Genomic DNA, 21,158 nt, shown 5'->3' on the forward strand with positions numbered 1-21,158 from the left:
CCGAGGTCACCAGCGCCGTCGCCGCCGGCGACCTCACCCGCTCCATCACCGTCGACGCCTCCGGCGAGGTCGCCGACCTCAAGGACAACATCAACTTCATGGTGGAGTCCCTGCGCGAGACCACCCGCGCCAACGAGGACCAGGACTGGCTGAAGACCAACCTCGCCCGCTTCTCCGCCCTCACCCAGGGCCGCCGCGACCTCGCGGTCGTCGCCGGATCCGTCCTGGACGAACTCGTCCCGCTGGTCGCCGCCCAGTGCGGCGCCTTCTACCTCGCCGAGGAGGGCCCCACCGGGACGGTCCTCCAACTGGTCGGCTCCTACGCCTTCCCCGACGGCGAGCGCCCCACCCGCTTCCACCTCGGCGAGTCCTTCGTCGGCCAGGCCGCGCGCAGCCGCCGCACCATCGCCGTCGACGCCCTCCCGCCCGGCTACCTGGCCGCCGCCTCCGGCCTCGGCCGCACCGAGTCGCTCTCCCTGGTGGTGCTGCCGATCACCGTCGAGGACCAGGTCCTCGGCGTCATCGAACTGGCCTCCGTCCGCCCGTTCACCCCGATCCACCGGGACTTCCTCGACCAGCTCCTGGAAACCATCGGCGTCAACGTCAACACCATCATCGCCAACGCCCGCACCGACGAACTGCTCGGCGAGTCCCAGCGGCTCACCACCGAACTCCAGACCCGCTCCGAGGAACTGCAGTCCCGACAGGAGGAGTTGCAGGCCTCCAACGCCGAACTGGAGGAGAAGGCGGAACTCCTCGCCGCCCAGAACCGCGACATCGAGACCAAGAACCTGGAGATCGAACAGGCCCGGCAGGAACTGGAGGAACGCGCCCACCAGCTCTCGCTCGCCTCCACGTACAAGTCCGAGTTCCTGGCCAACATGAGCCACGAACTGCGCACCCCGCTCAACAGCCTGCTCATCCTCGCCCAACTGCTCGCCCAGAACCCCACCCGGAACCTGACGGCCAAGCAGGTCGAGTACGCCGGGATCATCCACTCCGCCGGCTCCGACCTCCTCCAGCTCATCAACGACATCCTCGACCTCTCCAAGGTCGAGGCCGGCAAGATGGACCTCAACCTCGAAACGGTCCCGCTGCGGTCCCTGCTCGACTACGTGGACGCCACCTTCCGGCCGATGACCAGCCAGAAGAACCTCACCTTCACCGTACAGACGGTCAAGGGCGTCGCGGCCGAACTCGTCACCGACGACTACCGGCTGCGCCAGGTGCTGCGCAACCTGATCTCCAACGCCGTCAAGTTCACCGAGCAGGGCCGGGTCGACCTGCGGATCGAACCCGCCGCCGAGACCGAACTCCCCGACGGCGTCCGGCGCGACGGCCCGGTCCTCGCCTTCCGGGTGACCGACACCGGCATCGGCATCGCCCCCCAGCACGTGGAGAGCGTCTTCGGCGCCTTCCAGCAGGCCGACGGCACCACCAGCCGCAAGTACGGCGGAACGGGACTCGGCCTGTCCATCAGCCGCGAGATCGCCTACCTGCTCGGCGGCGCGATCACCGTCGACAGCACCCTCGGCCGCGGCAGCACCTTCACGCTCTACCTGCCGTCCGCCCGGACCGACCCCGCCCAGGCCGCCACCACCGGGGCGCCCCGGGCCGTCGACGGCGGCACCACCGCCGAACCGCCCGCGGACCGGGAACGCACCAAGGAACCCCGCGACCCCCGCACCCGCACCGCCGCCGCCCGCCCGCGCCGCCTGCTCGTCGTCGAGGGCCGCCCCAACGGCCTGCTGTCCCTCGTCGCCGAGAACGCCGTCGCCGACCTGGCCCGCTACGCCGGCGAACAGCGCCGGGTCGAGATCGTCACCGCGGTCGGGGCACAGGACGCCGCCACCGTCCTGGCCACCACCTCGTGCCACTGCGTCGTCCTGGAACTCGACCTGCCCGGCGGCGCGGCGGCCGGCCTCCTGGAGGAGATGGAACGCGACCCGGCCCTGCAGGCCGTCCCGGTGCTGGCCCACAGCAGCCGGGCCCTCCCCTCGGGCGAGGACCACGCGGTGCACGGGCGCGGCGGCCGTCCGCGGGAACTCATCTCCAGCCTCGACGAACTGCGCGAGCGCATCGCCCTGCACATGAGCGCCGACCGCCCCGGCGACCTCCTGCCGCCCGCCCGCACCGCCGAGCGCAGCCCCTCCTGGGACCCCGGGATCGGACCCGGCCTCGCCGGCCGCACCGCGCTGGTCGTCGACGACGACGACCGCAACCTCTACGCGATCACCAGCATCCTGGAACTGCACGGCATGCGGGTGCTCCAGGCGGAGAACGGGCGCGCGGCCCTCGAAGCACTCGCCGCCCACCCCGGGATCGACGTGATCCTGATGGACGTGATGATGCCGGAGATGGACGGCTACACCGCCACCGCCGCCATCCGCGCCATGCCCGACCACGAGGAACTGCCGATCATCGCCGTCACCGCCAAGGCCATGATCGGCGACCGGGAGAAGAGCCTCGCCTCGGGCGCCACCGACTACATCACCAAGCCCGTCGACGCCGGTGAACTGATCGGCCAGGTCAGGCGCCACCTCACCCGGCAGCCCACCGCCTGAGCCGGCCGCCCGACCGAGAGGAGCCCCCGCCGTGCACGACGCACAGAACCCGCCCGCCACCACCGGCCGCACCACGCCGACGCCGTCCGCCGGCACCCCGAGGGTCGGGGCGCAGCGGGGCGGTAGGGCGGCGGAGGTCGCGGCGGGCGCGGACCCGGCGGACGTGCAGGCGGAGTCGGGAAACCCGGACCCCGACCGCGGGCCCGAGGCGACCGCGGTCGGCCGGCTCGCCTCGACCGTGGAGCGGCTGCGGCTGGAGCTCGAACAGGCCCAGGCCCATGCCGCGGGCCGGGCCGTCGTCGAGATGGGCGTCGGCGTGCTGGTCGAACGCCTGCGGTGCGGGCCCACCGAGGCGGCCAAGCAGTTGGAGAGCCTGTCCGACCAGGCCGGGACGACCGTCCTGGAACTGGCCGCCGACCTGGTCAACCAGGCCGCCGCGGACAAGATCTCCGGACTCGCCCGGGACTTCGTCGCCGGCACCGCGGCGCCCTTCGCCGAACAGGTGCGCACCGACCCGCCCGGCACCGGTCCGGTCGCCCTGCGGCTGCGGAGCACCGAGGCGGACACCCTGGCCAGCGGCGACGCGGCAGCCGCGGCGCGCTCCATGCTCGACCACGCCCTGCGCCCGCTCGGCGCCGCCGCCGTCGCGGTGTGGGCCGCCCACCCCGACCTCTCCCTGTCGCTGGCGGGCAGCGCCGGCTTCCACGAGGAGGAGGCCCGCCGCTGGCGGCACGTCCCCCCGGGCGTCCCGACCCCGGCCCGCCGCGCCCTCGACGAACGCACCGCCGTCGGCTACCCGACGCTCACCGAGGCCTCGCTGCCCTCCATCGGACAGCACGAGGTCCGCGGCGGCCGGCTGGCCGTCCCGGCGGGTGTCGGCGGCCGGCTCATCGGCGTCCTGGAGATCTGCTGGCACGACGCCCTGCCCGAACAGTCCCAGCCGCTTCAGCGGCAGTTCGAGGCGCTCGCGGAACTGGCAGCGGCCACCCTCGAATCCTGGACCGGACAGGAGCCCGGCGCGGCGGACGGCGCCGACGGGCAGTTCGGCGAACTGCGGCAGCTCACCGACGGCCTGCTCGACCCCTGCATGATCCTGCGGACGGCACCCGGCAGCGACGACTTCCCGCCCCGCTTCGTGATCCGCCACCTCAACCCGGCCTTCGTCGACTTCGCCGGCCGCCCGACCAGCGTCATCTCCGGCACCGCCCTGCTGGAGGCCTACCCGCTGGCCGCCGAACCGGGCGGCCTCGCCGAGAAGATCGAGCACGTCTTCGCCACCGGCGAACCCTTCCGCACCCAGGACATGCGGCTCGCCGCCCTCGTCGACGGGGTACCGCTGGTCACCTCCGCCCAGGTCAGCATCAGCCGGCACGGCCGCCACGTGGCCCTCGTCTGGCGGGTCGACGACGGCACCACCCGGATCGCCCGACTGCTGCAGCACGCCCAACGGCTGGGCCGGATCGGCGGGTTCGAGGAGAATCTGCTGACCCGCCAGATCGCCTGGAACGACACCCTGTTCGAGCTGCACGGACTGCCCACCACCGCCCAGCCCATCGCCCTCGACCAGCTCACCGAACACGCCCACCCCGACGACCGGCACGCCATCGGCCGGTTCCTGCGCACCCTGCTGCACCACCAGCGCCCGGCCTCCACCTCGTTCCGCCTGCGCCGGGCCGACGGCGTCACCCGGCACATCCGGGTCGTCGCCGAACCCGTCCGCGACCCCGAGACCGGCCTCAGCACCGTCCGCGGCGCCTACCAGGACATCTCGGCCCAGCACTGGACCGAGGTCGCCCTCGCCGCCACCCGCGACCAACTCGCCCAGACCGAGCAGCAGGCCGCCGAACGCAGCCGCCTCGCCCTCCAGCTCCAGCACGCCATCATGCCGCCCACCCGCGGCCCGCTCGACCTGCACGACCTGCGCGTCGCCGTCCGCTACCGGCCCGCCGAGAAGGACCACCTGGTCGGCGGCGACTGGTACGACGCCCTCACCCTGCCGTCCGGCGACGTCCTGCTGTGCGTGGGCGACGTCGCCGGGCACGGCATCGAGGCCGCCACCGGCATGGTCGCCCTGCGCAACGCCCTGCGCGGCCTGGCCGCCACCGGCGCCGGACCGGCCCAACTGCTGGGCTGGCTCAACAGCGTCACCCATCACCTCACCGACAACGTCACCGCCACCGCCGTCTGCGCCCTCTACGAGAACGGGACCCGCCGGCTGCGCTGGGCCCGCGCCGGCCATCCGCCGCCCGTCCTGTTGCGCGCCGGGCACGCCGCGACCCTGCCGCAGGTCGGCGGCATCCTGCTCGGCGCACTCGACCAGGCCGACTACGAGGAGGGCGAGATCGTCCTCGAACCCGGCGACACCCTGGTGATGTACACCGACGGCCTGATCGAACGCCGCGACGAGTCCCTGGAAGCGTCCCTGACCAGCCTGGTGCGGCTCACCGAACGGATCGGCCCCGCCCCGGCCTGCGCCCCGGCGGACGGCCTGGAGGAACACCTCGACCACCTGCTCCGCTACAGCAGCGCCGACACCGACGACGACACCTGCCTGGTCGGCGTGGCGGTGCGGTAGCCCTGGGTTGATCGATAGGAGCCACGGCCTCTGCGCCGCACCGGAATTGCCGCCACCTGCGCGGTTCGTCGCGCCTACCTCATCATGTACGTCCACCGACAAGAATCGCCGCGAATTCACTGGTTCGGGCGACTTCTCTGACGTGGCGTCACTTCCTGCGCGCCAGACGTAACCATGGTGCTGGGTGTCGGCGACCCGCTCCGACGGCGCGGGCACCCCGTTCCGTCGGTTCGGTACCCGGCCAGTTGCTCCTTACGTGCCATGGAAGGACAGTTCGCATGACTGCCAATGAGGGAAACGCGATCCCGTCGATCACGGACGCGACGCTCACCGACATCGCCACCAACGGCATCTGGGCCTCCGGCCTCGACATCAACCAGTCCGTCGTCGATCTGGCGACGACCCTGGTCGCGGCCCTGCAGGGCGAGTCCGGCGCCTCGCTCCCGCCGGAGCTGGCCGAGCTGGTGGCCGAGGTCCGGCGGACCGCCACCGTCGACTTCCCCCGCATCACCGCCACGGACGGGATCCGGCTGTCGGCGCTGTCCGTCAAGCTCAACGACGGGAAGCCGCACCCGGTGGTGATCGTTCCCGCCGGCTGGAGCCCGCTCGGCTGGCTGCCCTTCGTGTACGCGTACCTGACCCTCGCACGGCGCGGCTACCACGTGCTGGCCTACACCCCGCGCGGTATCGGCGATCCCCGACTGCCCTCGACCTCGGAGGGCTTCGTCGACGTCGCCGGCCCCAACGACTGGTCCGACGGCTCCACCGTCATCGACTACGCCCAGGCGCAGTTCGGCGATGTCCCCATCGGCTTCCTCGGCGAGTCGTACGGCTCCGGGATCAGCCAGCTGGTCGCCGCGCACGACCCGGCGAACCGGGTCTCCGCCGTGGTCGCGCTGAGCACCTGGGGGAACCTGGCCACCAGCCTCTACAACAACGGCACCCGGCACGAGGCGGCCGTCCGGGCGCTGATCGCCTTCACCGGCGGCAAGCCGGAGGACAAGTTCGACCCCGAGACCCGGCAGCTGCTCGACGACTTCCTCAACGGCCGGAACATGGACGACGTGGTGGCCTGGGGCACCGAGCGCTCCCCGCAGGCCTACCTGGACGAGACCAACGCGCGCGGCATCCCGACCTTCGTCTCCAACACCTGGCACGAGACGCTGTTCCCGGTCGCCCCGGTGATCGACACGTTCAACGCGCTCACCGTGCCCAAGCGGCTGAACCTGTGGATCGGCGACCACGGCGCCCCCGAGGGCCCCGGCCTCGCCGGACTGCTGAGCGGCCTGCCCTTCCCCGGGCTGCGGGTGCCGATGCAGGAGGCCTACGACTGGCTGGACCACCACCTGCTGGGCCTCGACAACCAGGTGCCGAACTGGACGCAGGTGAACGCCCAGTCGATGTTCACCTACCGGACCATCACCATCCCCGGCGGCACCAACCTGATCACCGTGCCCGCCCACCGCGAACCGCACGCGACCTGGGACGACTTCACGACCGGCAGCGAGAGCTGGCACCTCACCGGCACCGCGGGCACCGGTGACGGCGCGCTGACCGAGAAGCCGACCACCGGCTGGTCGCGGGAGTTCACGGCCGGCAGCGAGACCGAGGCCACCGCCGTGGGCGAGCTCCTGACGACCGGGCAGCAGGAGTGGTTCGGCAACCCGAAGCGGTACGAACTCGCGAAGTTCGAGCGCTCCCAGCTGCTGGTCTGGTCGACCGACCCGCTGACCGGCCAGGACGGCACGGCCCGCCGCATCCGCGGGGCCGCGACGGTGCGCCTCGGCGTGGGCAGCACCTCCGAGACCACCACGCTGGTGGCCTACCTCTTCGACGTCGCCCCGGACGGCACCGCGCGGATCATCACGCACGAGCCCTACACCGCCAAGGGCCTGCCGCGGGACGCGAACGGCACCCTCAGCTGGCAGCTCCAGCCCGCCTCGTACGACCTCCCGACCGGGCACCGGCTGGCCCTGGTCGTCAACAGCCGCGACAAGCTCTACTCCTTCGACGGCACCGACGGCAGCACCATCACCATCGGCGCCCCCGGCGGTTCGGACGCCGGCCTGGAACTGCCGCTCGGCTGATCCCGGTACGCCGACGGCCGGCCGGTCCGAGGGCTCCCTCGGACCGGCCGGCTTCGCGTCGCGGCCACGCGCCGTAGGGCGTCAGCGGGCGCCGGGGGCGGCCGGGGCCACGTCGTTGCAGGTCCGCTGCTCGATCCGGCACACCTGGGCGGCGGCGTTCGGCGCGGGTGTCGCTCCGGTCGGCGACGGGCCGACGAGCAGGGGTAACCGCTCCAGCCCGGCTCGACTGCCACTGGACCGGGCCTTAGCCTGGAACCGGCGCCATCTTCTGTTGCCCTGTGTGAGTCCGGACGCCTAGACAGCACCGGTCGGCCGCAACACCCCCTTCCTGGTCCGCCGAATTCCCCACGACCTGCGGCGTGCCGAGCGGCCCGCGGAAATCTCCCATGGACTGTTGCGAAGCTTGAAGCCACTACTGGCGCCCTTGCTTCCAACGACTCAAATCCAGGTGGATTCAATGCCTGACAACGATGAGACGACCCCCGAGGAACCGCAAGCCGAACAGGGCAGCAGCCCACCGGATACCGACGAGGCCACTGCTGCACGGCGCAGAGGCTTCGAGCTCGAAAAGGTGCTGAGGCTTGAGGTCCCGGTCAGCCCAGATCTGGAAGAGCTGCTGCAGCGCTTCGATCAGAATGCCAAGGACAGCCACTCAAGAGAAACTCGCGACGGCAGTGACCAATGATCGAGGGAGCACCACCTACCTGGATTTCATTTCGGATCTGCTGGCGACCGAAGAAGCCCGAAAGGCCTCACTGGAAGCTCGCGGAATCGCCGTGGTCACGACCTCGGGGGTGCTCGCCAGTCTGCTACTCGGGCTCGTGGCCGTGATCGCGAAGAGCACGACGTTCGTGTTCCCGGATTCGGCTCACGCTCCGCTCCTGGCCGGTGGGGTGCTCTTCGTGATCGCTGCCGTCCTGGGCATACTCGCCAACGTTCCGTTCTTCTACAAGACGGTGAAGCCTAGCTCGCTCGCTCAGGTGTGCACCGATCTCTGGGCGGATACCTCGGACAATGCCGAACTCATGGTCTCGTCCACCCGGATCGCTCTGTACGCAAGCGCCCGGAGCACGAACTCGCTCAAGGCGATGGTCCTCGTGGCGGCGCTGACGGCGGAGGTCGCGGCGCTGGTACCGATTGTCATCGCCGTTGCCGACGTGCTGACAAGCCAGTAGCCGCACGACGCTCTGAGGCCCATATGACGCAACGAGGCACCACCCTGGGATATCACTACCCTGGCGACTACCACTTCTTTGTCAGGGTGGCTCATGCAGATCGGTTTCTTGGACAGGCCGAGAGCAGTCGCGTCCGGGATGTCGGCGCGGCGATCGGCCTCGTCACCGGAATGCACGAGCACGTTCACCTCATACAGAGCCGAACGTGCGGATTTCTCCTCTGGCTCGATCAGGTCAAGGACGAGGTCGCAACAGCGGTCGGGCAGGTCGTCGGCGAGGCCCGGGGCATCGGGGGTACGCCGCCCTGGCATCGGCCCGAGGTGCCGCCGTCGGCATACACAACCGACGGCTCGGCCTTCGGCAATGCCGTGTACGCGAGCTACGCGCGCGACCAGGCGGAGAACTTCCTGCACGGCAGCGGCGTGACGGCAGGCCTCCTGGACGCCGAGGCGGACGACGCGCCGAACCTGCGCCAGTGGTTCCCCGGCGAAGCCTGGACGCTGACGACGCATGACCTGCTAGAGGCTCAGGCTGCCATGGCAGCAGAATGGCAACTTGAGAAGCTGATGCGGTTGCAGCCGAATCAGGTTGACCCGAAGGCTGCCGATTCGGCATCCGGGTCGTTCCGGGTAGCCGCACTGCCTGCAACGTACGGAAAGGCGCTGCACATCATCACCCATCTCCTTGACCGGATGGGAATCACGGTTCGGCCGGCATCGGCAGGCGTAGCGACGAGGATTCCGAGGGGCGAGCTCTATCCGCTCACCATCTTTCTCCTTGATTATGCGCTGCACACTCCGCCGGATCCGCTGGAGATGCGCGCCTCCTTCAATAACGACACCGCCGCCATGGAAGACATCCACCCACCGTTCCGATTCCTGATGCTCTCGTTGCTTACCGCTCTTGAGATGGCCAAGGGGAAGCACTCTGTGGCCGATCCGGATGACTTCTACGGCCCAACCGATGCCCACCTTTCCGCTCTCGTCAACGCGATGCACGAGGGCGTTCGTGATCCGAATGATCGGTCCGCGCGGTACCGCACCCTGTGGCCGAAGAGCTTCTATTCCATCCGCGAGACCACCGACCAGTGGCTGACCCTTACTGCCGATGGTGCCGGCGATGGTAGATATCACTTGCTCAACCGACTGGACCAGGCGTCGTTGAAATTCCGAAACGACCACGGCGCTGACCTCTACCTGGGGGACCTGCTCGCCATCCACACGGCGACTGGATTGCCGATCGTTCGCGAGACCCCCAAGGGTCTGGCGGCGGTTCCATTCTTCTCGTCAGTACGAGAGCTCACCCCCGAGGAAGTGAACCGGCAGGCCGAGGAGGTCATGCGCGAATACCTCGCCGGCCCCGACTGGGACAAGCCGACGACTGACACGCCCACAGGGAACCCCTGGCCTTTCCTCCAGGAGGCCGTCAAGAGGCGCATCGATCAGGATGGTGCCCGGTTGTTCTTCGAAGGAGGTCCGGTGCGCTGCCCGCTGACGGTCGGGCTGGGCGCGAATCTGCCATGCGGCCCGCGTCGGCGTGCCTGCGAGGAGGTCACGCGGGTGGACGACCTGCCGTCGGAGGGTTGCCGGATGCGACAGCAGATCATCGATCTCCCGCGTCGTCCGGCTCCCTGATCGCCGACGGCGTGTCGTTGCGGCCCCGAGATCATCGGCGCAGGAGCGATGGGGAGATCCCCTTCAAGCAGGGCCGCGTGGGACCCGTAGCCTCGCGACGGTCCGAGTTGATGATCGATCAGGTCGATGACCGTCCGACCGCCCGGCCACGACAACATCGCGGCCGGACCGCACCGGCACGGACGCCCCAGCGCCCGCGCCGGACAGCCCACCACCCTCGGCACCACGTGATCAACCTGACGGATCGCGATAGCGCCGGCGCCCGGCCGGGCGCCCGGTTGTCGCCGAAGGGTACGGCAATTCGTTCGTACGCCTCACTGGAATGCGCTTTCGAGTAGCCCCGAAACGCCTTATGGAATCGGCGCGACGAAGCTACTCTGACGGCGCGTCATTTCCTTGGAGCGAAGGGGGCGAGCACGGTGGATCCTGCCGACATCTACCTTCCGGGCGGACGGTACTACAACGAGGACAGCGACATCGGGATCGGGACCGAGGTCGCGGTCGCCGCCGTCGCCGCGGCCGTGGGAATGGGGGTCGCCGCCGGTGTCTCACACGCCCTCCCCGCGGTCACGGGCTACCTGTCCCAGCACGGGGTGAAGATCGCGACACCGGCCGCGACCTCGCGGTGATCGCGCTCATCGAGGGGGAATCGCCCAGCAGGGCCGCCACATTGGCGGGCAAGAAGGGAGCCGGCTCGGCCGCGGTGGAACTGCTCAAGGAGATTTTCAAGGCGGCGTCCGATAATCCTCCGGACCGCCCTGCCCCGATCAGGGAATCTGCGTGAACACGCCGGCAGTGAAACTCTCCCGCTGGACGGCAGCCGACCTTCCCCTGCTGCACCGGCTCAATTCTCCGGAAATGCGCAGGCACACCGGCGAGCAGGAATCCGCCGCACGGGTTCTCCAACGCCACCGGGCCTATCTCGCCATGGCCGCGACGGGCTCGATGGGCGTGTTCCGCATCTCCGTCCTTCCCGGGTCCGCGCCGACGGGCACGGTCGGCCTCGCGGAGCAGCCCTGGGAGGGCGAGCAGGTCCTCGCCGTCGGCTGCAACGTCCTTCCCAAGTTCCAGCGGCGGGGCGTCGCCGCCGGGGCGATGCGCACCGCCCTCGGGAACGTCCGGGCCGAGGGGGTCCACCGCACGGTGGTCGCTTTCAGCGCGCTCGCCAATCCGGCCTCAACCCGCTCTGCTGGGGCCTGGGTTTCACGGCCTCCGGCGAGTGCGACTATCCGCTGGCGCGCGGAAGCATCAGATGCCGGGTCTGGCGCATGGAGCTGCGCTGACCGGCGGCATCAGCACCCGACGGCCGTTGCCCCCGTGCCGGGGGGTCGTTGAGCAGGGCGACCCTGCGTTCTCGATCGGAGCCGCCGCCGGTTCCGCCGCCAAGGAGTGTCGGCCGATGAAGCGTGCCCTGCGGTTGCTGCTCGTTCCGGTGTTCGCCGTCGGCTGGACGGCGGTGCCGGCGCCCGCAGTTCACGCGGCGGACGGCTACGACCGCTGTCCGGTCGGCCGGTACTGCCTGTTCTCCGGCCTCGACGGCAGCGGCGACATGGTCGCGCTGAGCGGGAACACGCCGGACCTCGGCGCGCTCGGGATGGACGACCGGGCGGAGTCGGACTGGAACCGCACCCCGTCGACGATCCACCTGTGGTCCGACGCCCGCTACTCCGGCTGCACGGCCGTCACCTCCTCGGGCCCGACGGGGAAGGGCGACTTCTTCCCCGCGTACCGCGACTTCTTCAGCTCGGTCGGCTTCGACGGCCGGGGCGGCCCGAGCTGCGGCACCCCTCCCGGCGAGGACGGCTGAGCGGTCCGGTCGGCCGATTCCCGTGCGAGCGGGCCGCGGTGGCACCGGCGGCCGGGAGCCGGGCGCGCGCCCCCTCCCGGTGCCGTGCGTCGACAAGCCCCCTCCGCCGGAGGCCCGGGCTCGCTATCGTGGTGGGGTGTCCACCATGGTCGAGCTACCCGAGCAACTGGAGGAGGCGGTCCGCGCAGCCGCCGCCGAGGCCGGGCTGAGCGTCAGCGCCTACGTGGCGCGTGTCCTGACGGCCGATCAGGCTGCGGCGGCCGGCAGCGAGGCCGAACGCAGGGCGCGCGCCGACGCGTTGGCCGCCGCGGCCTACCGCCAGTGGAAGGCCGCCGGGCGCAGCGAGGACGGCGCCCTGGGCATGGACGAGGTGTTCGGCGCGTGACCGGAGCCCGGTTCCCGGCCCGGTTCGCCCGCGAGGTCGGTCCGGCGATCCGCGAGCTGGACCCGGACCTCCGCAAGAGCCTGCGCGCGGCACTGGAACAGGCCGAGGCCGACCCGTGGTCCTGGCCGGCGGCCGACCGCTACGACCTCGACAGCACGGTCCGGGTGATCACTGTGGACCGGGTGATCCTGCACTGCGCGGTGCTGCCCGAGCCCCCGCACCTGTGGGTCTTCGCCGTCGCCGTGATCTGAACCGCGGTCGTTCCCGGCCGCCGCGGCGGCGCCGCCCGGCCGTCACGCCTTCGTCGCCACCAGGGTCCGCGCCCGCTCGTTCAGCTCCCGGACCCTGGTGTTGCCCGTGTACGGGCGGATGCCGGACAGCATCTGCCGGAAGTGGTCGTCGGCGCGGGCCGAGGACAGCGTCTCGTAGTCGTCCAGGAAGGCGTGCCAGGTCGCGGCGGCGCGCTCGACGTGGCCGACCTCCAACTGCCGTTGCGCCAGCAGCCCGTTGGCGTGGGCGCGGCCCTGCTTCTCGACCGGGGGGCGCAGCCGCTGGGAGCGCTGCATCGCACTGATGGAGCCGGGCACGTCGCCGAGGGCGTAGAGGACGCTGGAGACGTGGAAGTGGTAGGCCGAATCGTCGTAGCCGCCGACGTGGTCGTTGCGCCCGTTGGCCTTCGACAGGGCGTCCTCGGTCTCGCGCAGCCGCGCGAAGGCCATCACCCGGTCGCCCACCAGGGCCGCGCCGTGGGCCTGTTGTCCGGCGAGGAAGGCGCGCAGCCGGGGGCCGGAGCTGGGGGCCGCCTCGGCGGCGGCGTCGGCCAGGTCGAGCGCCTTGCGGGCGTACTTGAGGTTGGCGGCCTGCAGGGCCATCCCGCGCAGGGTCCGGCAGTACGTGACGTGGTCGCCGGCGGCGGCCGCGAGTTCGAGGGCGCGGTGGTAGTAGCTCTGGCCGAGGCCGTGCTCGATCTCGTACATCGCCATCCAGCCGGTGAGGTAGACGAGGTCGGAGGCGGCGGACAGCATGTCGGCCCGTACGGCGGGGGTGGATTCGGCCTTCAGGTACGTCCCGACGGTGTTGGTCAGGAACGCGGCGGCCATCGGCCGGGCGTGGCCGGCGCCGAGTTCGTCCAGGATGACCGCGATCCGTGCGGTCATGGTCCGGACGGTCTCGACCTCGCCCGCGCCCACCCGGACCGTGCGGCCCGCCGCTCCCGGGCTGCCGGCGTCCACGCGCTCGGCGAGGTCGGTGAACGCGGGCACCCCGAGGGCTGCCGAGTACAGGCCGGTCTTCAGTACGCTGCGCCGCGATGGGTCCATGTCGGCCCTCCCGAGGTCCACGACGTTCGACACGACGTCACCCGAACTCGGGTGCAGGACATCGTCGTCGGGGCGGGCGAATCCCGCCTGCGCCGACGTTACCGTCCGTCCGAGCCGGCGGGTGAGGACTGCGCAGACGACGGGCCGCACCGCGTCCGCCGGCCGGGTCCCGCGGACCCAGTGCGAGACCGCCGAGTGGTCGTAGCGCAGGTCGAGTCCGATCTCGTGGCCGGCCCGGTTCACGGCCCGGGCCAGCTGGGTCCTGGTCCACTGCGCCTCGGTGAGCAGCCCGGCCAGGGCCTGGTTCGGCGTCTTGGCAGCCATCCGTTGCCTCCGTCCACCCGCGTTCACGGCGTTCACACTGCGCAGCAGCATGACCGGTACCTGCCCATCGCGTCCGGCAGTTGAATGAACGTCAGCACAAGGAGGACTTCCGCCGAAGGGCGGGCCCATCATCCCTTCCCCGTCCGGCGTGCCGGGAATCACGCCGCGGTCGCCCCCTGTCCTTCCACCCGAGCGAGTGAGGCATGTCCAGCGACTACCGAACGTTCTCACGCTCGACGGCACCCGGTGCTGTCGCCGCGGCCGTCCACGGTCCGCCGACGCGACCGCCGGCCGCCGGGCTGCCCTCCACGGCGCGACGCCTGCTGGCCCAGAGCCTGCCCAACTGGCCGGAGAGCGCGGGCGAAGCGCGCCGGCTGGTCGGGCGGACGCTCCTGGCGTGGGGCGCCGACCGGGTCGCGGACAGCGCCGAACTCGTCGTCTCCGAGCTGGTCGGCAACGTCCACCGGCACACCGGCTGCGACCGGCTCGGGCTGATCCTCCAACTGCACGGGGACGTGCTGCGGATCGCCGTGCGCGACCGCGACCACAGGCTGCCGGTCTGCCGGCCGGACGAGCCCGGCGGCGACACCGGCACCGCCGGCCGCGGCCTGCAGATCGTGCAGCACCTCGCCGACCGGTGGGGGTGCGTGGAGGCGCGCTCCGGCAAGGTCGTCTGGGCGGATCTGCGGGTGAGCGCGGCCTGAGTCGCCGCGCAGCCCGGTCGGCGGGCGGCTTCAGCCTCCGCCGGTAGGGGGCTTCACCCTCCTCCGGCAGGGGGCTTCACCCTCCGTCGGCAGGCCGCTTCACCCTCCGTGGCCGCGCGGGCACCGGACGAAACCCCGGCCGGGCGGCCGGGGAAGCCGGGCCGGTCGACCCACCGACCGTCGGCGCCCCGACCGCTACTGTGGAAGGCGACGGGGGGCCGCGACGGACCAGCATCGCGTCGGCCGGAGGTTGCCGTGACCGAGCCCACCGAGCCACCAGGGCAGGCGGCCGTGCTGGGTGCGGCCGTGAAGGACCTCGTACGGAGGACCGGCGCCTCGGCCGGCCTCGTCTACCTGCTGCCCGCCGACCCGGACGCCGCCGACGGCCGCACGGACGGCCGCACCGACGGCGCCGTACTGCGGCTGGCCTGGGTGTACGGGCTGCCGTCCGACCTGCTGGCGCCCTGGCGGGCGATACCGATGGAGTCGCCGGTGCCGGTCGCCCGCGCGGTGCGGGACGGGTCCCCGGTGTGGGTGGGCGGCCAGGAGGACATGGCGCGCCGCTTCCCGCGGGTCGCCGCCGTCCTGCCGTACCGCTTCGCGCTCGCCGCCGTCCCCATCGAGGGCCGCACCCGGTACGGCGGCCTCGTGGTGCTGTGGCCGGCCGGGCACCCGAGCGAGGCCCTGCCCGGCGAACTCGACCGGGTCGCCACCTGCGCCCGCACCCTGGCCGCAGCCCTGGACCGCGACGGCCCGCCCCGCACGCCCCCCGACGCCCCGCCCGTGAACACCGACGGCACCGCGGGACGCTCCGCACCCGGCGCGGCCGGCTTCGCGGACCGCCTGCCCGGCGCCAGCATGGCCCTCGACCTGAACGGGCGCACCACCTTCCTGTCGACCGGCGCGGCCCGCCTGCTCGGCGCCCGCCCGGACGACCTGTACGGGCGACGGCCCTGGCAGGTCCTGTCGTGGCTGGAGAACCCCGCGCTGGAGGAGCAGTGCCGCCGGGCGGTCATCAGCCGCGAGCCGGCCGGCTGCATCGTCCGGCACCCGGACGGCAGCTGGCTGCGGGTGCGCTTCTTCGCCGACGCCGACGGCATCAGCGTGCGCATCACCTCCGCCTCCTCGCCCGCCGCCGAACCGCCCGTGCTCGCCGCCCCGGGCCCGCCGATGCCCGGCGTCACCGGCCGCCTCTACCAGGTCGCCCACCTCGCCGCCGCGCTGACCGAGGTCGTCGGCGTCCGCGACGTGGTGGAGCTGGTGGCCGGGCAGGTGCTGCCCGCCTTCGGCGCGCAGGGCCTGGTGCTGTCCGTCGCGGACGCCGGGCGGCTGCGGATCACCGGCCACCACGGCTACCCGTCGGCCGTCATCCGCGCCCTGGACGGCCTGCCGCTGGACACCGTCCTCACCCCGGCCGGGCAGGTCCTCGCCGACGGCACCCCGCTGTTCTTCGAGAACCCCGAGGCGATCGCCCTGCGCTACCCGGACGCCGCCCCCATCAGCGGCAAGCAGGCCTGGGCGTTCCTGCCGCTGACCGTCTCCGCCCGCCCGGTCGGCTGCTGCATCATCTCCTACGACCACCCGCACGCCTTCACCTCCGACGAGCGCGCCGTCCTGACCTCGCTCGCCGGACTGATCGCCCAGGCCGTCGAACGGGCCCACCTCTACGACGTGCAGCACGCCCTCGCCCGCGACCTCCAGCACGCCCTGCTCCCCCACGGCCTGCCGCCCGTCCCCGGCCTCACCGCGGTGGCCCGCTACCTGCCCGCCACCTACGGCGCCGAGGTCGGCGGCGACTTCTACGACCTCATCCGGCTCGGCGACCACTGCGCGGCCAGCGTCATCGGCGACGTCCAGGGCCACAACGCCCCCGCCGCCGCGATCATGGGCCAGATCCGCACGTCCGTCCACGCCCACGCCGCCACCGACACCCCGCCCGGCCAGGTCCTCGCGCGTACCAACCACCTGCTCGCCGAACTCGGCACCGACCTGCTCGCCTCCTGCCTCTACGCCCGCCTCGACCTCGCCCGCGGCACCGTCGAACTCGCCTCCGCCGGCCACGCACCCCCGCTGCTGCGCCGCCCCGACGGGCACACCGGCACCCTCGACCTGGAGTCCGGCCCCCTCCTGGGCGTCGACACCGACGCCCACTACCCCGTCACCACCTTCCCGCTCCCGCCCGGCGCCCTGCTCGTCCTCTACACCGACGGCCTCGTCGAGCACCCGGGGACCGACACCGAGGACAACACCCGCGCCCTGGCCGCCCACCTCGCCCTCACCGGCACCGGCAGCACCGACCTCGACACCGTCGCCGACGGCACCGTCCGGCACGCCAGCCCCACCGGCCACCACACCGACGACATCGCCCTGCTCCTGCTGCGCACGGCGGTCTGAACGCGATGCCCCGGAGCCGGGGGCGAGTATGGGCAAATCCGCGCAATTGCGGACACCCCTGGGCGGTGCCAGGCTTCGCACGACCACGCACAGAAGGCCGAGCCGCCTTCGGAAAGGCTGCCCATGCACCCCACGCTCAGCCCCGCCGTCCTCGCCGAACTGCGCCGCCCCCGGCCCTACCCCGCGGTGTCCGTCGTCATGACCACCCACCGCCGGGAGCCGGACAACGCGCAGGACCCGGTGCGACTGCGCAACCTGCTGGCCGAGGCGAAGGAGAAGATCCAGGCCGACCCCGGGGTCTCCCGGGCCGACCAGATCGACGTCCTGCAGCAGCTCGAACGCGCCGCCGCCGAGGTCGACCTGGTCCACGCCGAGGACGGCCTGGCGATCCTCGCCGCGCCCGGCGAGCACCAGGTCTGGTCACTCGGACGCACCAGCCCCGCCCGGGTCGTCATCTCCGACACCTTCCTCACCCGCAACCTGGTCGCCGCCCAGGCCGCCGAACGCCCGCACTGGGTGCTCGCCGTCGCCGCCGACCGGGTCGCGCTCTGGGGCGGCAACCACGAGCGGGTCGCCGAGGTCACCGACCACGGCTTCCCGCTCGTCCGCAGCTTCGACAACCCCGACCCCGAGCGGCAGGAGCGCATCGGCGACACGCCCAGCACCTTCAACGACGAGGACACCAAGACCTTCCTGCGGCAGGCCGACACCGCGATCGGCGCGATCCTCGCCGCCGCCCCCCGCCCGCTCTACGTCGTCGGCGAGGCCGCCGCCCTCGCGCTGCTGGACTCCGTCGGCCCGATCGCCAAGGCGGCCACCGCCCAGATCCCGCACGGCGGCCTCGCCCGGGCCGACGCCGACACCGTCCGCCGCGTCGTCGAACCCGCCGTCCGCGCCTACGCCGAGCGCGAGGTCAAGGAGGCCCTCACCCAGCTCGACCAGGCCCGCAGCCGCCAGGAGTACGCCGCCGGCCTGGACGAGATCTGGCAGGCCGCCTCCGCCGGCCGGGTCGCCCGCCTGGTGGTCGAGGAACACTTCCGCACCACCGTCCGCGACGACGGCGACCACCTCGTGCCCGCCGGAGCCGACGAACCCGGCGCCCGCGAGGACATCGTCGACGAAGTGATCGAGCGCATCCTCGACACCGGCGGCCAGGTCAGCTTCGTCCCCGACGGAACCCTCCCCGACACCGGCCGCGTCGCCGCCGCCCTACGCTACTGACCGCGTTCCCGTACGGACCGCGCTCCCCGTCTTCGGGGCCCGCCGGAGTGGGTTCCGGCGGGCCCCGACGACGGCCGCCACCCGGGGTCCGGCGGGCACGGAGGAACTCGTTGAGGCCGGCCGAGGCGCAGAAGGCGAGCCCGGTGCAGTCGAGGACGAGCCGCTCCGGGGCGGGTTCGCGGGCGAACGCCTTGTCGAGGACCTCGGCCAGGGTCCCGGCGGTGTCCATGTGGGCCTCGCCGTCCAGGACCAGCAGGCACACCTCGGGCCGGTCCGGGCACTCGGTCACGCGGAGCTCCGCCGTCATCACCTGGCTCCTCTCACGTGGCCGCCGCCCCGGACGGGGCAGGCTGTTCCACTTCAACGGTGGCCCGCAGGGCGTCCGCCCGCAGCCCCGTGGACGAAGCCCGGCCCGCGGCGCCGTCCGGGAAACGAAAGCCGCGCGCACCGTTAGCCCGGGCCGGGGCGGGACAGACGCTCCGTGCAGACAGCACACCGGTACCCGGAAGGGGGGCGGATTCATGGACGGCGCATCCCGTCACTGGCACCTGCTGCTCGCCCCGACCGACGGTCCCGGAGCGCAGCACGGAATGGCGTTCGTGCGCCGCGCGCTGGCCGCCCGCACGGACACGGCACCACTGGACCACCGGCTGACCGGTGACGCCCTGCTGGTGGCGTGCGAACTGCTGACCAACGCGTACGAGCACACGCCCGGCCCGCTCCGACTGGACCTGGACCTCGACCTCGTCGACGAACGGCTCACCGTGGCGGTGACCGACGCCAGCCCGCGCCGCCCCGTGGTCCGGCCCTACCGCCCGCACCGGCCGGGCGGCCACGGACTGCACATCGTCGACCGCCTGGCCACCGACTGGGGCGTGACCCCGCGGGTCGGCGGCAAGACCGTGTGGGCCGTCGTCCCCTCGGCGTGACGGCCGGGGGACCGCGGCCCTACCGGCTCAAACCCGTTCGACCGCGGCCTTGATCCGGCGGCCGAAGTCCGGCGCGTCCTTGCGGGCGGCGTACAGGGCGGGCTTGAGCAGGATCCGGCCGACGCCGTGCCCGTGCAGCTCGTTGAAGATGCGGACGCGGGCCCGGCCGCCGGGGAGCGGTTCGACGTCGTAGCCGCCGTCCGCGGTGATCAGGTTCTTGCTCTGCTCACTCCAGCGGATCGTGCGCGGCTCCTCCAGCCGGGTGATGCGGAACGTGCGCTCCGTCTTCATCCCGGCGTCCTTCACCGTGCTGCGGAACACCGTGCCGACCGCCGTGCGGCCCTCGGGCGCCTTGGTGATCTCCAGGACCCTGGGGCTGAACTCGGGATCGTGGCGCCCGTCGGCCAGGTAGGCGAACACCTCCTCCGCAGGCCGGTCGACCTCCACGATCGCCTCGAACTCGCCGGACATCTCTCGTCTCCTCGTCGTCGGTGGCCGATGCCGCGCCTTCGGCGGCTCAGGGCCGGTCGTCGTGGTGGCCGCAGACCCAGGCCAGCGCCGAGTAGGCGCCCAGCGCGAGGTCGACGTCCACCGCCCGGACGGCGCCCGCGCCGAGCTGGGCCCCCGCGGCCTGGCACTCGGCGAGGAGCTGCGCCCGGCAGGGGCCGATGGCGCCCACGGCTGCGGCGGCGGTCACGGGCGCGCCGATCTGCGCACCCACGGCCCAGCGGTACGCGCCCAGCAGGCCGTGCTCGTAGCCCGTCCACGGTCTGCGGCGGCCGTTCGCCTCCTCCAGCGCGGCGAACACCTCGTCCGCCGATCGGACCCCCACCAGCATGGTGTCGTCTTCGGTTGCCATACCCGCGACGCTACGACCGGCCCGCCGGTGGCGCCCGCCCCGCCGCGCGGCCCCGACCCGGCTCCGACCGCCGCCGGCCCGCCACGTCGCGCGCGTCCCCGGGGTGGCGGCGCCGCGGACGGCGCTGGTGCAATCGGGTGACCGACGCCGCGTATGCGCTCACCCCGGCCGGGCCGGGCGCGGCCTCGCCGCGGAAGCGCGGTGCACGAATCGAACGGCCGTCGTACCCGAACCACCCCATCGCCGCAGACGACCGCCGGCGCAGGCCTCGACAGGGCGCCCCGAAGCGCGCGAACCCGTCGGTAACAATCGCTAGAGTGTGCACGCGCCCGGGACGGCCGCTGCCTGCGCCGCCCGCCGCGCACACCGTCATGAGGTCCCGTCAGGGACGAACTGCCGCCCGCCCCCGGCGAGATCGGCGCGCCGTCGAACGACCCGCAGGCCGCGGCCCGGATCGGACGGCCGCCGCCGGGTGTCGGTCACGGGCAGTCCGGCTACAGGAGAACTAGTGAGCAAGACCTCGCGTCCGGCACGCCTCGCCGTCCGCGCCACCGCCCTCGCCACCGCCGTGGTGTTCCTCGCCGCGCCGACCGCCTCGGCCGCCAACCAGGGCATCGTCAACCCCGGCTTCGAGTCGGGCAACAGCGAGGCCTGGGGCGAGCTGATCGTCGACGACTGGTACGTCCGCGGCGCCTACGGCCGCCTGATCAACAGCAACCCCGACCGTCCGGCGCGCACCGGCGCCTGGAAGGCCACCCTCGGCGGCTACGCCACCCCCGGCCGGACCGGCCAGCGGATCACCCAGGACATCACCATCCCCGGCCTGCGGGTGCCCGTCCTGTCGTTCTGGATGAAGACGGACTACGTCGGCGCCCCGCACCGACTCGTCGTCACCGCGGTCACCATGGACAACACCCGGACCGAGCTGTACACCCGTCACAACGCGGCCGGCGGCAGCGGCGGCTACGAGCCGGTCACCGTCACCTTCCCGGACCGCTTCTACACCAGCGCCGGCCAGAAGGTCCGCCTGGAGTTCACGCACTGGGAGGAAGGCGGCAACACCGCGCCGTTCCTCATCGACGACGTGAGCCTGGAGTACCGCTTCAAGATCGCCCGCCCGGTCGTCGACTTCTCGAAGCTCACCCTGACCCCGATCGTCCCGTAGGACCTCCGGGTTGGCC

At 72.5% G+C, this 21,158-nt stretch carries 19 protein-coding genes; 16 read left to right on the forward strand and 3 right to left on the reverse strand.

Annotation, left to right across the window (positions count from 1 at the left end; genetic code table 11):
* From ACWGB8_RS31310 to ACWGB8_RS31360, 11 genes are all read left to right on the forward strand, one after another.
* Positions 1 to 2,564 (forward strand): response regulator (locus tag ACWGB8_RS31310; protein WP_452216991.1); only part of this gene is annotated, 2,564 nt, incomplete at its 5' end.
* 31 nt (positions 2,565 to 2,595) lie between these two features.
* Positions 2,596 to 5,139 carry a SpoIIE family protein phosphatase gene (locus ACWGB8_RS31315; protein ID WP_452216992.1) on the forward strand — a complete coding sequence of 848 codons (2,544 nt, stop codon included), beginning with the start codon at positions 2,596 to 2,598 and terminating at the stop codon, positions 5,137 to 5,139.
* 278 nt (positions 5,140 to 5,417) lie between these two features.
* The gene (locus ACWGB8_RS31320; protein ID WP_452216993.1) at positions 5,418 to 7,226 is read left to right on the forward strand and encodes an alpha/beta fold hydrolase; all 1,809 of its coding nucleotides are present in this window, start codon (positions 5,418 to 5,420) and stop codon (positions 7,224 to 7,226) included.
* Positions 7,227 to 7,683: 457 nt separating this feature from the next.
* Positions 7,684 to 7,911, forward strand: coding sequence for a hypothetical protein (locus ACWGB8_RS31325; protein ID WP_452216994.1), 228 nt, complete (start codon positions 7,684 to 7,686; stop codon positions 7,909 to 7,911).
* Positions 7,901 to 8,401: a hypothetical protein gene (locus tag ACWGB8_RS31330; RefSeq protein ID WP_452216995.1), complete on the forward strand. Its 501-nt coding sequence runs from the start codon at positions 7,901 to 7,903 to the stop codon at positions 8,399 to 8,401. The genes ACWGB8_RS31325 and ACWGB8_RS31330 overlap by 11 nt, the downstream gene beginning before the upstream one ends.
* Positions 8,402 to 8,424: 23 nt before the next feature.
* Positions 8,425 to 10,035, forward strand: a complete 1,611-nt coding sequence (locus ACWGB8_RS31335; RefSeq protein ID WP_452216996.1) for a hypothetical protein — start codon at positions 8,425 to 8,427, stop codon at positions 10,033 to 10,035.
* 419 nt (positions 10,036 to 10,454) lie between these two features.
* Positions 10,455 to 10,664: a hypothetical protein gene (locus ACWGB8_RS31340; protein ID WP_452216997.1), complete on the forward strand. Its 210-nt coding sequence runs from the start codon at positions 10,455 to 10,457 to the stop codon at positions 10,662 to 10,664.
* Positions 10,665 to 10,815: 151 nt separating this feature from the next.
* Positions 10,816 to 11,370 (forward strand): GNAT family N-acetyltransferase, encoded by a 555-nt coding sequence (locus tag ACWGB8_RS31345; RefSeq protein ID WP_452216998.1) that lies wholly within the window; start codon positions 10,816 to 10,818, stop codon positions 11,368 to 11,370.
* 64 nt (positions 11,371 to 11,434) lie between these two features.
* Positions 11,435 to 11,842 (forward strand): peptidase inhibitor family I36 protein, encoded by a 408-nt coding sequence (locus ACWGB8_RS31350; protein ID WP_452216999.1) that lies wholly within the window; start codon positions 11,435 to 11,437, stop codon positions 11,840 to 11,842.
* 136 nt (positions 11,843 to 11,978) lie between these two features.
* Complete coding sequence (locus ACWGB8_RS31355; RefSeq protein ID WP_452217000.1) at positions 11,979 to 12,227, forward strand: hypothetical protein; 249 nt, start codon at positions 11,979 to 11,981, stop codon at positions 12,225 to 12,227.
* Entirely contained in the window at positions 12,224 to 12,478 is a 255-nt protein-coding gene (locus ACWGB8_RS31360) for a hypothetical protein (RefSeq protein WP_452217001.1), read from the forward strand. Before ACWGB8_RS31355 ends, ACWGB8_RS31360 begins: the two co-directional genes overlap by 4 nt.
* A gap of 42 nt (positions 12,479 to 12,520) precedes the next feature.
* On the opposite strand, the gene ACWGB8_RS31365 is transcribed toward ACWGB8_RS31360, so the two are convergent.
* Positions 12,521 to 13,870: a hypothetical protein gene (locus ACWGB8_RS31365; protein ID WP_452217002.1), complete on the reverse strand. Its 1,350-nt coding sequence runs from the start codon at positions 13,868 to 13,870 to the stop codon at positions 12,521 to 12,523.
* A gap of 203 nt (positions 13,871 to 14,073) precedes the next feature.
* Between ACWGB8_RS31365 and ACWGB8_RS31370 the strand changes: the two genes are divergently transcribed.
* The 4 genes from ACWGB8_RS31370 (at position 14,074) to ACWGB8_RS31385 (ending at position 19,118) form a co-directional block, all read left to right on the forward strand.
* Positions 14,074 to 14,574, forward strand: a complete 501-nt coding sequence (locus tag ACWGB8_RS31370) for an ATP-binding protein (protein WP_452217003.1) — start codon at positions 14,074 to 14,076, stop codon at positions 14,572 to 14,574.
* A gap of 255 nt (positions 14,575 to 14,829) precedes the next feature.
* Positions 14,830 to 16,968, forward strand: a complete 2,139-nt coding sequence (locus ACWGB8_RS31375) for a SpoIIE family protein phosphatase (RefSeq protein WP_452217004.1) — start codon at positions 14,830 to 14,832, stop codon at positions 16,966 to 16,968.
* Positions 16,969 to 17,091: 123 nt separating this feature from the next.
* Positions 17,092 to 18,189, forward strand: coding sequence for a baeRF3 domain-containing protein (locus tag ACWGB8_RS31380; protein ID WP_452217005.1), 1,098 nt, complete (start codon positions 17,092 to 17,094; stop codon positions 18,187 to 18,189).
* 521 nt (positions 18,190 to 18,710) lie between these two features.
* The gene (locus ACWGB8_RS31385; RefSeq protein ID WP_452217006.1) at positions 18,711 to 19,118 is read left to right on the forward strand and encodes an ATP-binding protein; all 408 of its coding nucleotides are present in this window, start codon (positions 18,711 to 18,713) and stop codon (positions 19,116 to 19,118) included.
* Positions 19,119 to 19,145: 27 nt separating this feature from the next.
* On the opposite strand, the gene ACWGB8_RS31390 is transcribed toward ACWGB8_RS31385, so the two are convergent.
* Both ACWGB8_RS31390 and ACWGB8_RS31395 read right to left on the reverse strand, forming a co-directional pair.
* Positions 19,146 to 19,589 carry an SRPBCC family protein gene (locus tag ACWGB8_RS31390; protein ID WP_452217007.1) on the reverse strand — a complete coding sequence of 148 codons (444 nt, stop codon included), beginning with the start codon at positions 19,587 to 19,589 and terminating at the stop codon, positions 19,146 to 19,148.
* 46 nt (positions 19,590 to 19,635) lie between these two features.
* A complete protein-coding gene (locus tag ACWGB8_RS31395; RefSeq protein ID WP_452217008.1) occupies positions 19,636 to 19,977 on the reverse strand; it encodes a hypothetical protein in 342 nt (113 codons plus the stop codon).
* Between the two features lie 508 nt (positions 19,978 to 20,485).
* On the opposite strand from ACWGB8_RS31395, the gene ACWGB8_RS31400 reads away from it, so the two are divergent.
* Positions 20,486 to 21,142 (forward strand): hypothetical protein, encoded by a 657-nt coding sequence (locus ACWGB8_RS31400; RefSeq protein ID WP_452217009.1) that lies wholly within the window; start codon positions 20,486 to 20,488, stop codon positions 21,140 to 21,142.
* The last annotated feature ends 16 nt before the right edge of the window (positions 21,143 to 21,158 follow it).

The sequence above is a fragment of the Kitasatospora sp. NPDC054939 genome (assembly GCF_053610105.1).

Coding starts and splice junctions, on each gene's coding strand:
- ACWGB8_RS31320 (WP_452216993.1), top strand. CDS start 5,418: ATGACTGCCAATGAGGGAAACGCGATCCCGTCGATCACGGACGCGACG.
- ACWGB8_RS31325 (WP_452216994.1), top strand. CDS start 7,684: ATGCCTGACAACGATGAGACGACCCCCGAGGAACCGCAAGCCGAACAG.
- ACWGB8_RS31335 (WP_452216996.1), top strand. CDS start 8,425: ATGACGCAACGAGGCACCACCCTGGGATATCACTACCCTGGCGACTAC.
- ACWGB8_RS31350 (WP_452216999.1), top strand. CDS start 11,435: ATGAAGCGTGCCCTGCGGTTGCTGCTCGTTCCGGTGTTCGCCGTCGGC.
- ACWGB8_RS31365 (WP_452217002.1), bottom strand. CDS start 13,870: ATGGCTGCCAAGACGCCGAACCAGGCCCTGGCCGGGCTGCTCACCGAG.
- ACWGB8_RS31370 (WP_452217003.1), top strand. CDS start 14,074: ATGTCCAGCGACTACCGAACGTTCTCACGCTCGACGGCACCCGGTGCT.
- ACWGB8_RS31380 (WP_452217005.1), top strand. CDS start 17,092: ATGCACCCCACGCTCAGCCCCGCCGTCCTCGCCGAACTGCGCCGCCCC.
- ACWGB8_RS31385 (WP_452217006.1), top strand. CDS start 18,711: ATGGACGGCGCATCCCGTCACTGGCACCTGCTGCTCGCCCCGACCGAC.
- ACWGB8_RS31390 (WP_452217007.1), bottom strand. CDS start 19,589: ATGTCCGGCGAGTTCGAGGCGATCGTGGAGGTCGACCGGCCTGCGGAG.
- ACWGB8_RS31395 (WP_452217008.1), bottom strand. CDS start 19,977: ATGGCAACCGAAGACGACACCATGCTGGTGGGGGTCCGATCGGCGGAC.